The sequence below is a fragment of the Sphingomonas plantiphila genome (assembly GCF_046000505.1).
Classification (GTDB): domain Bacteria; phylum Pseudomonadota; class Alphaproteobacteria; order Sphingomonadales; family Sphingomonadaceae; genus Sphingomonas; species Sphingomonas plantiphila.
Genome location: NZ_JBELQC010000001.1, coordinates 491,799 through 505,595, shown reverse-complemented (window position 1 = coordinate 505,595; position 13,797 = coordinate 491,799). Strand labels below are relative to the sequence as shown.

At 61.6% G+C, this 13,797-nt stretch carries 6 protein-coding genes; 3 read left to right on the top strand and 3 right to left on the bottom strand.

What is annotated here, in order from left to right:
* Positions 1–69 precede the first annotated feature (69 nt).
* Complete coding sequence (locus tag ABS767_RS02300) at positions 70–621, bottom strand: dihydrofolate reductase family protein (RefSeq protein ID WP_408076747.1); 552 nt, start codon at positions 619–621, stop codon at positions 70–72.
* Positions 622–666: 45 nt separating this feature from the next.
* On the opposite strand from ABS767_RS02300, the gene ABS767_RS02295 reads away from it, so the two are divergent.
* The 3 genes from ABS767_RS02295 (at position 667) to ABS767_RS02285 (ending at position 4,528) form a co-directional block, all read left to right on the top strand.
* Positions 667–1,239, top strand: coding sequence for a hypothetical protein (locus ABS767_RS02295; protein WP_408076746.1), 573 nt, complete (start codon positions 667–669; stop codon positions 1,237–1,239).
* A gap of 287 nt (positions 1,240–1,526) precedes the next feature.
* Positions 1,527–4,109, top strand: coding sequence for a PAS domain-containing protein (locus ABS767_RS02290; protein ID WP_408076745.1), 2,583 nt, complete (start codon positions 1,527–1,529; stop codon positions 4,107–4,109).
* Between the two features lie 209 nt (positions 4,110–4,318).
* Positions 4,319–4,528 (top strand): response regulator, encoded by a 210-nt coding sequence (locus tag ABS767_RS02285; RefSeq protein WP_408076744.1) that lies wholly within the window; start codon positions 4,319–4,321, stop codon positions 4,526–4,528.
* 271 nt (positions 4,529–4,799) lie between these two features.
* Here the strand turns inward: ABS767_RS02285 and ABS767_RS02280 are convergent, their stop codons facing one another.
* The gene (locus ABS767_RS02280) at positions 4,800–5,963 is read right to left on the bottom strand and encodes a DUF3644 domain-containing protein (protein ID WP_408076743.1); all 1,164 of its coding nucleotides are present in this window, start codon (positions 5,961–5,963) and stop codon (positions 4,800–4,802) included.
* A 643-nt stretch (positions 5,964–6,606) separates the two neighbouring features.
* Positions 6,607–13,203 carry a hypothetical protein gene (locus tag ABS767_RS02275; RefSeq protein ID WP_408076742.1) on the bottom strand — a complete coding sequence of 2,199 codons (6,597 nt, stop codon included), beginning with the start codon at positions 13,201–13,203 and terminating at the stop codon, positions 6,607–6,609.
* Between the last annotated feature and the right edge of the window lie 594 nt (positions 13,204–13,797).

The window sequence follows — 13,797 nt, the reverse complement described above, 5'->3', positions numbered from 1 at the left end:
GGTTGGTTCTCGAAAGCGATCACGCCAGCGAAATGCGGCGATCGATGACGGGCTTGCGACGTCCAGTCCTCAGAGAGATGCAGGATCGGTGTCTTGATCAAAGGCATAATGGAGGCGCACGCAACCGCCGCCCAGGGGCCCCGCCGAAAGCAAACGCGGTCGGGCGCGGGCGCCGGTCGCGGGGAACAACGGGCGTCCGCCGCCGATAAGGTCCGGCATGACGTAGATCTCAATCTCGTCCAGCGCGCCTCGCTCGATGAAGGCCATCTGCAACTTCCCGCCCCCCAGAATCCAGACGTCGCCGTCCGTCAGCGCCCGGAGTTCCTCGATCAGCGCACCGACGTCGGCACGAATGGCCAGCGGCCCCTTCGGCGTTGCGATGGGCCGTGAGGTGACCACGAGGACACGCTGGTTTCCATACGCCCAGGGCGCATCCTCGCTCTCGAGAAAGTCGTAGGTGCCACGCCCCATGACAACGGTCCCAATCCGCTGGAGAAAGATGCGGTAGTCGTGCTCGCCGAGATCGAGCCCTTCATGGGCGAACAGCCAGTCAAGCCGGTCGTCCTCCGTAGCGATATAGCCATCTAGGCTCGTCGCCATATAGCCTCGGATTCTCGCCACCACCGCCTCCTTGTTTATAATCGAACGCTCGTTTATAAAATTAGCATGGGAAGACGCAAGACGGTTTCGGACATCGCGCTGCTCGACCGGCTGCTACCCGCGTTGCAGGATGGCGGGCCGGCCGAACTCAGCTTTTCGAAGGCATCGAACGCGGCGGGGCTGTCGCCCGCGAGCCTCGTCCAGCGATTCGGGACGCGCGATTCGATGGTTGTGGCGGTCCTGTCGCGCGCTTGGGACCGCCTGACCGCGACGACGGTGGAACTCGACGCGGAGATGGCGCCGACGCCGCGGGGGGCCATCGAACTGCTGGTACGGCTTATTCCGGGGGACGAGGCAGACTATGCCGTAGGCGACGGGCTGCTGCTGTTGCATGAGGACGTCCGCAATCCGGTCCTGCGCGCGCGCGGCGCTGCCTGGGGGGCATTGCTCGCGACGGCGCTTGGGCGGCGGCTTGCCGAAGAACGTGAGGAGGCTCAGCGACTGGGATGGCAGATGGCCAGCGTCTGGCAGGGGGCACTGATCTGGTGGGCGTTCACGCGCGACACCCGGGCCGAAGACGCCGTCAAGCGCAGTCTGGAGGATTGGTGCCAGAGTGTCGGCGTCTCCAATGACGCGTGAAGGGCGTGACGTGCTGGGTCATTTGCGGCCGCACCGGACATTGCGATCGGCGGCTATCGCGCATTTCGCCTCCCAAGCGGCCTTTCCGCCTTCGGCCCATCTCCCGCCACTTCGCCGGTCGCCGGGGGGAACGGCACGGGGTCGTTCGGCTCTGTACCCGACGCGGCTCCCAGATGATTGTTCCTTCGACGGCAATCGACCCGAGTACGAGCAGCGCGCTCGCGAAGTCGCGCCGTGGAGCGGCATCTTCCTGTTGAACGTGCGATAGGGCCTGCTAACTCGACAGAATGAAGTCGGATTCGGAGTCAAACGCCGCCTCGGCGACAGCACCCTGGGCCGAGGAAGATCGCGTTGCCGCGCTGGAAAGCTACGCGATATTGGACACCCCGGTCGAACCCGAGTTCAACGATATCGTGCGGCTCGCGTCCGAAACCTTTGCGGCGCCGATCGCGGTGGTCAATCTTGTCTCGGGGGATCGGCAATGGTTCAAGGCCGAGGTTGGGATCGGCCAGCGCGAATTGCCGCTCGACGTGTCGATCTGCGCCCATGCGATCCTTCAGAATGACTTTCTCGTCGTCCCCGACACGCGCGAGGATCGGCGCTTCGACGGCAATCCGCTGGTTTCGGCCGACGATGGGCTGAGATTCTATGCGGGCGCGATCCTGCGCAGCGCGGCGGGTCTGCCGATCGGTACGGTCTGCGTGCTCGATCGTGCGCCGCGGCCCGAGGGGATTACCGCGCATCAGCGGCTGGTGCTTGAAGTGCTTGCGCGGCAGGTGATGACCCAGCTCGAGCTTCGCAAGGCGCTGGTGCACCAGGGCGCGCGATCCGATGAATTGCGCGAGCAGGTGCAGCAGCGAACCGCCGCGGAGCTTGCCCTGCGCGGCGTCGAAGAGCGCTATCGCCTCGCCAGCAGGGCGACCAATGACGCGATCTGGGACTGGGACTTCGCGACCGACCACGTCACCTGGAACGAGGCGCTGGAGATCGTGCATGGTCACGCGCCCGACGCGGTCGAGCCGACCGGCGCCTGGTGGATCGAGCATATCCACCCGGAGGATCGCGAGCGTGTGGATCGCAGCATCCACGCGGCGATCGACGGTGCCGCGGAAAGCTGGTCCGACGAATATCGCTTCCGCCGCGCCGACGGAAGCTTTGCGAACATCTTCGATCGCGGCCATGTGATCCGCGACGATAGCGGGCGCGCCATCCGCATGATCGGGGCGATGCTCGACGTCACCGAGCGTCAGCGCACGCGCGCCGAGCTTGCCATCAACGAGGAGCGCCTGCGGCTCGCAACGGAGGCCGCCGAAGTCGGCTTCTGGGACGTGGACCTGATCCATGACATTCTGATCTGGCCACCGATCGTGAAGCGCATGTTCGGCATCTCTCCTGATGTCCCGGTCTCGATGGCGGACTTCTACCACGGCCTTCATCCCGAGGATCGCGGGTTCACGAGCGAGGCATTTGCTGCTGCTGCCGATGCCGATCACCGTGCGCTTTACGACGTCGAGTATCGCACCGTCGGCAAGGAAGACGGGCTGACCCGCTGGGTCGCCGCCAAGGGCCGCGGAATCTTCGATTCCGATGGTCGCTGCGTGCGAGTCGTCGGTACCGCGATCGACGTGACCGAACGCAAACGCGCCGAAGCCGAACTGCGCGAGTTGAACGAGCATCTCGAGCGTCGCGTGACGCAAGCCGTCGCGGAACGCGAACAGGCCGAAGAAGCGCTGCGCCAGTCTCAAAAGATGGAGGCCGTCGGGCAGCTTACCGGGGGGATTGCGCACGATTTCAACAATATGCTCGCGGTGGTGATCGGCTCGCTCGATTTGCTCGGGCGCCGGCTGGGGGCCAGCGATGCGCGTGCCAAGCGCTATGTCGATGCCGCGACCGACGGGGCGCAGCGCGCCGCGACGCTGACCCAGCGACTTCTCGCCTTCTCGCGCCAGCAACCGCTCACTCCTGAGGTAGTTGACGCCAACAAGCTCGTTCCCGGCATGTCGGAACTGCTGCGCCATTCGCTCGGCGCCGAAATCCGCCTGGAGACGGTGCTCGCCGCGGGGCTGTGGCGCACGCATGCGGATCGCAACCAGCTCGAGAGTGCGATCCTCAATCTGGCGGTGAATGCGCGTGACGCGATGCCGGAGGGTGGCCGGCTCACGATCGAGACGCAGAACATGCATTTCGACGAACGCTACGTTGCCGCCAACTTCGGCGTCCCCCACGGCCAGTATGTCCTGATCGCGGTCTCCGACACCGGCAGCGGAATGCCGCCCGATGTGATCGCCAAGGCGTTCGACCCGTTTTTCACCACGAAACAGGTGGGCAAGGGCACGGGGCTGGGGCTGAGCCAGGTCTATGGCTTCGTCAAACAGTCGGGCGGGCATATCAAGATCTATTCCGAATTGGGCCAGGGCACGACGATCAAGATTTACCTGCCGCGGTTCCTCGGCGAGGACGCCGAGGCCGAGCTTCCCACGGCCGCTGACCTTCCGCTCGGCGATGAGCAGGAAGTGATTCTGGTGGTCGAGGACGAGCCTGCCGTTCGCCAGTTTAGCGTCGATGCGCTCACAGAGCTTGGGTATCGCGTGATCGAAGCGGACAGCGCCGTGGCAGCCTTCAGGCTGCTCGATGCGCATCCCGAAATCGCGCTGCTGTTCACCGACATCGTCATGCCAGACGTGAACGGACGGAAGCTTGCGGACGAGGCACGGCGGCGTCGCCCGGACCTCAAAGTGCTCTATACCACCGGCTACACGCGCAACGCCGTGGTCCATAATGGCGTGGTCGATCCCGGCGTAGAACTGATCGGCAAGCCGTTCACGGTCGAACAACTCGCGGCGAAAATTCGCGCGGTGCTCGAGAGTTGAGCATTAGTGGCCCATTCATGGCTCCGTCTGATCTGACACATGCGCTGGCGCGCCCACACGGCTTGCCCTAACGTGCCGCTTTTTCTGACCGGATAGAGATCGCTGATGGCGCTTGTGAAGAAGTCGACACTCGGTTCGCGTGCAAAGCTACCGTCGGCGGAAACGCCTCCCGCTCCCCGCTCCTGCTCACCGACGTCGTGATTCCGAACATGTCCGGCGAGCAGGTCGCCAAACAGGCGCGGGTGGTGCAGCCCGGGCTCAAGGTCCTGTTCGCCTCGGGCTACACCCGCGACGCTGTCATGCACGAAGCCCGCCTCGAGGTCGGCATCGATCTTATTTCCAAGCCGTTCACTTACGCCCCCCTCGCTGCAAAGGTCGCGAGACTCTGGGCCGCGAAGGGGCGTAATCTACTTGATTGAAAGGCTGCTTTCGCGGGCTCGTGTCCGGAAAGCTGGAGTTCCGCTTCCGGCCCAAGAACTGCCACGCCGGTTCGGGCATCAGCTGCCTGTCAGCAAAGCGCCCCAAACCCGTCATTTGGAGACCGCTTGACCGACCCCGAAAGCTGCCGTTCCCTCTGCGCGGGTGGGTCAGACGACCTCGGCAACAGAATCAACTGGCGGGGCCTGGCAATCTGCCGCGCATAGCTTTTGTTCGTAGATGCGGCACATCGTCGCGCTGGTAACGACAACCTCAGTTCGTTACGATGCCTCTAATCTTGTCGATGCCCTCCTGATACCAGAACCACTGGCCGCCCAGCATCACTGCAAGGCCCTTCGCCGGATCTTTGAGATTGTTCTGCTTCCAAGCCTGCGTGAACTGATAGGTGGTAACGACCACGCCGTCATCGTCGAGCAGCTTCTTGATGGCTTCCGTCATCCGATATTTTGGACGCTCGACGTGCTTAATCGCCACCTCCACGTTGGAACCGACCGGACTATAGATAACGGCCTGATCCGCCTTCTTGGCGTTGTTCGTCACCTTCGGCACCACGTAGACGCGAAAGGAGTAGGCGGGGTCGTCGAACTCTGCCTGCGACATCGGCCCCTCGATTAGCGCGTTGACGGCCGCGACGGCTTTGGCGACCGGCACTGCGCCCTTTAGCGCGTTCGGCGACTGCAAGGTCAGCGCTTGGAGCTGGATCGCGAACGCGAGGTCGTGGGAGAAGTCATACTTGCTCCCGAAGTTGTCCTTGGCGAAGCGCAGAAAGTTCAATGCGTTCGCCTGAATCTTCGCTTGCAGCGCATCATTAACGTCTTCGGCGGACCGGTGTTCAATCGCGTTCCTGATCGCGATCAGGTACCTGAGGTTGGCCTTCTCGCCCGCTGACAGCCCCGATTCCGGCCGTTCAATGCAATAGCTAAGCTCCCAGAGCTTCTCCTGACCGTCGATCATAACGGGTGAGCCGTCGGCGTTTTTGAACACCGGCGTGATGCCCTGTTCGGTCAGTCGCGCATGCAGGAGATACGTCCAGGCAATGACCGACAGAACGATGAAGGTTTCGGACCGGGTGGACAGCGTGTTGTTGTTGTAGACCAGGACGGCGGTCTTGAAGATCTCGACGGCCTTGCGGACCTGAGCGCTAACGTACGTCGTCGCGTAGAACCCGAGATGCTCCGCCAGTGCGGCCAGCTTGGCATAATGGTAGAGAAGCGCGTCCACCTCCCCGACGGTGGCGGCCGCGATCGCCGCGTAGCGTGGTTTCGTTCCCTTCCGGATTGCCCCGATCTCGCGGTGGTTGAAGTTGCGGTCGAGGAAGCTGAAGATTGCCAACACCTGTTGGTCGTTCAAAGCCTTATGCTGAATCAGTCCCTTGATGAGGCCGACCTCACGATCGGACAGAACGACCTTCGCCATACCTCGCCTACCTCCCCCAGGGATTCACGCTATGTCATGATCGGCCCTGGAGTCGATTCGGCGCCCCGTGCATGCGCACGCAAGGTCCTGGGATCGGCGACTATTGGGTCAGAAGCGGCCAGGCAACGAAGCGCCCTGATCGCAGTCGTTCGAGCTCAATAGCCGCAATCCCAATAGCGGACATATTGACGAACGGCCGGGTCGGCGGAGGTGCGCCCGTCTCAGGCCTACCAGAGTAGCTTCTATAGTGTCCGAAGTTGCGCCAGCAGGTCGGACAGGTTGCAAGTGGTGGGGTTCGATAGGGGGACTTTGCCAGTTCGGCGCGTGGAAGCGCGCGTATTACTCGAATCGATGATCAGGGCAGCGCTTCAAACCTCGCTAATGGCCGTGAACGGTCTCGCGCGGCTTAGCCGGTTGAAGCACCTCGACTGACCTGTCCTAGGGGTGGAGGTGCCTACACATTTTAAGGTGGCCGTAAGCGCTGAAGCGGACGGGCACGGACCGTCCGTGATCTTCGACCAGCTGGGTCGGGTAGAAGACGAAGCACCGCGCTTCTTCGCTTACGATACTTAGGCATGAGGCTCGAACCAAGAAGCGATCGTGACAATCGCGGTTGAGCCGGACCTGCTGCGCGAACTACCCATCACAGGTTAGCATCATCCGCTTCCAGTCCCTCAATAAAGATCCGAAAACGCTCAGCGTCGATCGATGTGCTTTGTCGGCGAGCAAGCCATTCGTCTGGCAAGCCGGCGATTGCGCGAAAGCGGGGATAGAAGTCGCGTCGACGATCGGCATCTAGCGTGTCTAGCGCAAGCTTGGCCTTGTTTGACAGGCGCTGAGGAAGCCAGGCTTCTCCGCGACTGTTTACGACCGCGATGAGGGAACGGTGGGTGAAGGCGCTCGTGTCACCACCGCGTCCGCTCGATTTGCCTCGATGATATTTCTGCAGCTTGAGCAGGATGAGGAGGTTTCGATCCGTTGTCCCCAGCAGCAGCTTCAAGACCGGGGTCCTGACGAATATCCGTGATCCCGTCTCGCTCCACGCTTGTTCGCCGCGCCCCCCTTCGGCGCCCCAAGCCTCGGCGTAGAACTGAGGTTCCGCTCCGCTTGACCATTGACGGACGACGGCGTCGCTTGGGACAACCCCCAGCGCATTCTTGGTGAGGTCGGCTGGGAAAGGCCTGTCTAAGGCGGATGTACAACCGTAAGGGTCGTGACGATCGAGCTGACGTTGGGGGTTGGGTGTCTCCGCGACCCATGGTTGTACGCTATGCCCCTCTTCCCCGAAATGGCGAACGATTTCATTCTCGTCATCCGGCATCCAGCGAAAGAATGGCTCGTCGCCAAGCAAGGTCATAGCCGCCGAACGGGCGTCGCTCTGATCTGCGAGCACGCTGCGTAGTGTGAGTGTTGTATCCCGAGCGATCGACCAACGACCGGAGACAGGCGTCCATTCCGCCGCGAGTTCTCCATCGCGGATACCCAACATTGGGGCCAACAGCCTGGCATCTTCGCGAATGGTGCTTCGACTGTCACCGCTCTCCGGCATCGAAACGTCCGATTCCTTGGCCAAGTCGAGCGGATACGGATCGGTGAGATCGGCGAGCCACAATCCGTCCTCGCGGGAAAGAAGGTACTCGTTCAGAAAGGCTGCCCAAGCATCCCCGCTCCAATCTTCACCCACGACCTGGCGCGAAGCCAAAAGGTCGCCCGCGACGAGCATGAGGGCGTGCCAGCCGAGATATCCTCCATAGGGGTCTCGGTCAGGAACATAGCCGGAGGACCAACTCTCATCGTAACTGGCGGAGCGTGGGCATTCGTGCATTGCGCTGACGTCGCTGTCCCAACGGCGCACCCAGCGGCCGATACGATCTTCCACCTCCCAGCCGGAGCAGGCGAACACGCGACACAGGCGCTCGACCTGATACTTGTTGAAGTCGTAGTCTAGATGAAAGGCATCCGCCGGCCGAGGCGAGGTCTCTGGCCTGGCTAGGTAGCGGAACTCTCTATAATCTTGCTTGGGAGCATGAGGATAAGGCGAAACGTTAGAGGCAGAAATCGCGCTGAAAAGCGCTGCACCTTCCGCGGGGTCGCGTATTCGAGCAATTTCTTGCAACGCTTTTATTGCGAACGACCGCATCACCACGTGCGGGAAATCCGATGAAAGCGCGATGCGCTCGAAGAAATTGCGGTGTTGAATGAGCCTTCCGGGATCGTCCTTGCTCACTCGCGCGAGCGCAATGAGCAACCAAAGCTGGGCGTGCATCGCATAGAATGGGAGTTTTGCATCGCTGAATGGCAGCCCCAGGTCAGAGCCGAAGCGCGCGATCAGCAGATCGATGACATCGAAACGCCCAACATCAGCCAAGCGCCTTACCGCGTGAGCCGCACGCCAGCGCATCGCCGCGACAGGATGTCCCAGTCTAGTCCAGACAAGACCAGCGATCAGCTCGGCCTCATCCGCGGGCACCGAAAGTCGATCCGTCCATGGGCCGTCGCCGACCTCCGTCGGCAGCTTTTCGGCACTGCTGGCCAGAAATCGCTCTAGACCGTCAGCAATCGCCTGATCGCTGACGTCTGCGGCTAGTCGAGCAGCTAGGGCGAGCCAGGCGTTGCCTCCTAGTTCGTGCGCAACGCCACGGAGGCCGGCCAGGACGTGCTCGACCAGCGCGACCCGATCAGCCATGAAATACTTTTCGAGCCCTCGCCAGGCACCCCATGCGTCCGTGCTTGAGCTGGCAAGCTCCGCTGCATGCTTTGATGCTAGGCGCAGAGAAAGCTCTGGAAGCGCATCACGCATTGCCGCGGACGTTTTGCCCCACTCCTCGACGTAATCGTCCAGCGCCCTGACCTTGTCCGCCAGCGTTGCATTGCTGGCTTCGACAACAGCTCGGACGAAACCCAGGCGCTCCGCCGGGGTAGATGCTCGCTTTGCAAGATCGAGCAAGGTTCGAACCGGCCACCGTCGACCGGTCTGATCGACATCTTCGTTCAAGATCTGCCGGTCAATCTCGTCAGGATCACTGAGGTCCACAGGGAATATCGGGAGAGGCTCGGGGTTGGCGGCCGCAGTCGATGGGGACGACGATACCTCGGTCTCCTTTCCACGGCGAGCAACGAGCCCCTCGATCCGGCTTCGAGAGGCCGACGTAGGCGGGAGCACCTGTATAGCGAGCCGCTGCAATCCCTCTATCGTCTCGCGCGCCGGCGAGAGTTGATCGTCCCGATCAATCTCGACGAGAAGCATATTGAAGAACCACTCGTAGAGACTCGGCGACAAGTTCTTGATCGCCGCTGATGCGAAATCCGAGATGTGCCAGGTCCAAGCTTCTCCGGGCGGAGCTAAGCCGAATAACGCTGCTGCTGTCGCGGGCGGAAGCTTGGATTGACGTACTAGGACCGTCAGCGCGGGACCAAGAGAAAGCCTGAGGCGGGCAACGTCCCTGTCGTCCAGCCGGGCCAGCATCGCCAGCACGCCGCGACCGGCGATAGGTACCATCGTCTGGGCATATTCTATCCAAGGGAAGCGCCCGTCCTCGCCTTGGTTAAGCTCCAGAATGCGGGCCAGCGTGTGAGCTGCCTCCGCTGGCAGTTCCGGACCGGAGTAATGTCCAGTGAGCTCCAAGAGATGGTTTGTACGGTCGAAATCGTCCGACCCAATGGCTTCGGCCAGATCGAGTGCCCGGCGGAAGTAGGCCGTGGCCTCGTCGATACTGATTCGCCAGACAGCTCGCGCAAGGCGCCCATAGGCCGTCACCCTCGAACCGACATCCGTGTCGAGCTGAATCTTACGCTCAATATGACCGGCGAGGGTGAGTGCGGCATCATGATGTTCCGCGACCCGCGATAGGCGAGCTACGGCCTCGGTGAGCTCCGAAGTGGACAATCCGGGCGCTCCCGCCAGCCAATCCACCATGCGCTTCGCCAGTGCCGCATCCAGCGCTCCAATCGCATCTGCCACATAGAAGATCGCTCGAAATCCGGTCCGAGCGAGATAGGCCTTACCGTCTCGGTACGGGTAGTTTGAGGACTTTTCGACATCGGCGACAAGGCGATCGAACGCCGAGTTCACTGCCTTGGTACGGGTGGTTCCCGACGGCGGGCGGATGATGCTCGCGATGTCCTGGGCATATTGGAGAAGTGGCGTTATTCGATTGCTCAGCGCGCGCGAGTAGTCCGAGCGCTTTTCGCCATCGAGCGCACCACGGCGTTTCCGACGTGGGCGAGTACCGTCATATTTCGGCTCTGAAAGCTTTTGAGTGAGCGCACGCGAGAACGCCGCTGCTCCCCGCGCTCGTGCGCTTCGCGGGACGAGTTCGATGAGTTCTGAAGGCGCTATATCGACCAACGTCGCGGGTTTTCTTCGCAGCGCGGATCTCACTCCAGCTGCGACGATGGTCTGGTCTATGGTGCGGTCGATCGGGTAGTAGCTTGAATAGTCATGTATGGATTGGGTCTTGAGCCCTGCACCTTCAACGAGGCTGATGCCTTCGTTCGGCAGTCCGAGATCGGCGGCGCGCGCGGCCGCGAGCACGATTGCCATCGTCAGGCCTTCCGCCTGCCCCGCGACCGGAGGAGTGCCAGCCATGGCCCTGAGTATCTTTTTGTCTCGAGCGTCATCTCGTTCGGTGAAATGCATGGCGGCGGCGAAAAGTGCGCGTGACGGCAGGCGGCATCCAGCCAACCTCGAGATAGCTCGCGAGGATGGGGCGTGAGTTGTTGTTCCATGGCGTTCAAGGAGGTCGAAGAGCTCGCTGAATTTGCCGTAGGAGATGCCGTCCTCTAGGCGCCCGAAAAATTCGGCGACGCGGATGTCGTTTCCCGCAAGCATCTCGACATAGGCGAAGCCGACATCGTCCCATTCCCGGGAAATGTTTGCCCTGTTGAACCAGGTGCCACGTCGGGACTGCGCTGCCCAATTATACCAATCGATCGATCTGCGCGCGTGTCGCAGCGCTTCATCGTGATCGCCAGCGAAGACATTCGCCAATGCCAGCGCCGAGTGCTTTCCTCCTGGCCACCCGACATTCGTGACGGCGAGGCGTCGCAGCGCCTCCGGGTCGGCGGCCACAGCTGCGAGATCTGGATGATCATAAAGGAAGCGGTCGGAGCGCTCATGGCCGGCCGCAACGAGTGAAGCTTCGAGCAAGAGTTTAAGCAGATCGTCCCGTCGGCCGAGTTCTCCCGCCAGCGCTATCGCAGCCGTGATCCGAGCCAGACGAATATCTCGCGTGCTGACCTGTGATGCGCCGGCAGGAACGCGAAGATCAAATGCAAGCCGAATGAGCTGGTCTGCGTCGCGGAGCGACGTCAGCAACGCCGGCAACGCTCTGGCTGCGTAGTTCGACGTGAGCTGTCGAACCTGCAGCGCCGCGATGACGCGGTCTCGGCTCGGTTGATCTGTCCCGTAGGTGGATCGGATTAGAGTTTCCGTCGGCTCGTCGCGAAACATCAACCCATGAGGGGTCCGTTCAAGCAACGGCGCCAGATCGGCCGCAAAGCTTTCGACCTCTTCTGCGATCAAGCCATGCGCGGCGGCGAGTTCATCGACCGGCACAGGCGGCGCAAGCAAGGCGATGCCGGCGAGCAAAAGGTCAATATCGGCGTCTTTAGCCCCGCGTGCGCGGGCGGTGTTTCGCGCGTCTTCGAGGCGTTTACGCAATATCGCATCAAGAAGAGCATTCGCCTCGCTCGAAGCATCCGGAAATGACAGCGGGTCGAATGGTCGACCGGTCGTGATCAGACTGTCGAGACAGCGCGGATTGCGACCGGATCGTGTGAGCAGAGCGGCGACTTCATCTCCCGACGCGTCTGGCACGCGGAGCGCGATCAGTGTTCGGGCTTCGATGTCGGTGAATAGAGGTATTTGAAACTTGCGATGGATACCGTCTCCGACTGCGATGCCAAGCCTTTCGGTTCGGCACGATGCGATCAGTCGAATGCCCTCGATTGGGTCGACGCTAACGCTGCGCAAAAGAAGGTGAGCAAAGGACGAAGTCGAGGTTTCCTGTGCGGCCAATCCCGCATGGTCAATCGCGTCTAGGATCAGAGAGATGCAGGCTTCAGGATGTGTGTTCCGTGCTGTTGCTACGGACTGGGCGAGGCGACGGCGAAAGGCTCTCAGCAGGCTGGTTACATCGGCAACTGGCAATAAAATGTCGCAAAGCCCCTCGCCAGCGAGCAGGTTTGCAAGATGCACCAAGGTACGTTCTGGTAGATGGCGGCCATCAGCAGGATCGCGCCATCTGCCAGCGCCGAATCCATCGAAGAGGACTACGGGGCCGTCTGCGCGTAGCTGATCGGCAAGGCCCTGCATGAGAACGGTCTTGCCCATACCACCCGCGGCATGGATTATGAGCGGAGGGCCAGGTTGCCGGCCCTGCGCCAGGATATCGGCAAGCACAGCTCGCCGAACGACATCCTTGACCTCAAGGAAAGCGTCGGGTGTCGGATAAAGCCGATCTTCGTGTTCGACCTCTAGTTCGGCCAGGACCGCTACACGATCGACCCGCTTGTCCACTTCGCTGCCGGGGCCGGCCTTGATCCTGATGAGGTTTCTCAGCTTCAGAAGGCGCTTCTCTGCATCTGGATCGCCGGCTTCACTCCAAGCCGCGAGCGTTGCAGAGATCATGCGCTCTGCGTCGACCAAACTCCCTTTGCTGCCAACCAGCTCGAGTCTACGCAGTAGCGCGGCCGGTTGATGAGGGTAGTTTCCCAGGGCCTCAGCTAATTTCCGCGCTTGGCGCCCCACATCGCCGTCAACTTGCGAACCGGCGATTACCGCGGCAATCGCCGGGCCTAAATTATCGTGGATCGGTCTGTTCGTAGCGAATTCGTAGCGAACGACCTTTTCAATGTGATCATCGCCGTGAGTGGCTCGAAGTTCGCCGTCGGTGACGGCGAACTTGGCCAGCGTTGAAGCTAGGTCCGCCGCCCTTATCGCGACATCTGCGCTCGCGATCGAGTATTTGAACTGAACGATAGTGACTCGCTGTGATCGGGCGACGTCGGTGCCCCCATGGTATCGAACAAGGTCGGCTATTTCGACAGCGCCCGTTCCGAGTTCCTGCTCGTCCTGCTCATCGAAGCCTTCGAGTGTGATAGCAGTGAGATCGGTCGATGGCAGAAGAAGCTCCAACGCCGTGCGCGCAGCCCAAGCCTCGTGATAAGCGTGCCCCGCCTTTGACGCTCGCACCTTATCGATAGCTATTGTGCCAGGGGCCAAGTCTTTATCGCTCATGCTCGGTTGATCTACCAATCGTATTGCGTCGGCTAAATTCGATCTCCAAGCAGCATGAGCGATCAATTACACCGTCACAACGGCGTTCTTAACGAGCCAAGCGGCGGGGCCCTATGAGCGCCCCGCCTCACGGAAGTGGAGACAACCGTCCCAGCGCCGATAGCCGCGCGCCCCAGTGAATGCCGAGATAGTATTTACCGACGAGGGAAGGCGCGTATCTCTGAGTAAACTCAGCGGCCGCTTCTAGCTAGGCGTAATAGTGGATGGCAAAAGTTGGGCGCATGGCGGATGCTAGCATGCGCGGCGCTCATGTCGGAAACGGGGCGCACCCAAGACTCCCGAGCGCGGCAATAAAGCGTCCGCTTTGGCCAGTTGCGCTATCGGAAGCTGGCAGTCCGCTAACGGCCCACTTTCAGCCGTTCGGCGCGCCGGATGCCAGGATGGCCGCTGCTGGGCCGGGAGCGGACTGGCGGATATCAGGACGATAAACACCGTAAGCGAACGATCGGTTCGCAGTGCCGGGAAGATCTGAAATTTAGCTCCAGCCGCTAAGAGCGCCGCAGTCACATCCGAAAATGGACCGCTTGCGCAGAC

Coding starts and splice junctions, on each gene's coding strand:
- ABS767_RS02295 (WP_408076746.1), top strand. CDS start 667: ATGGGAAGACGCAAGACGGTTTCGGACATCGCGCTGCTCGACCGGCTG.
- ABS767_RS02290 (WP_408076745.1), top strand. CDS start 1,527: ATGAAGTCGGATTCGGAGTCAAACGCCGCCTCGGCGACAGCACCCTGG.
- ABS767_RS02275 (WP_408076742.1), bottom strand. CDS start 13,203: ATGAGCGATAAAGACTTGGCCCCTGGCACAATAGCTATCGATAAGGTG.
- ABS767_RS02285 (WP_408076744.1), top strand. CDS start 4,319: ATGTCCGGCGAGCAGGTCGCCAAACAGGCGCGGGTGGTGCAGCCCGGG.
- ABS767_RS02280 (WP_408076743.1), bottom strand. CDS start 5,963: ATGGCGAAGGTCGTTCTGTCCGATCGTGAGGTCGGCCTCATCAAGGGA.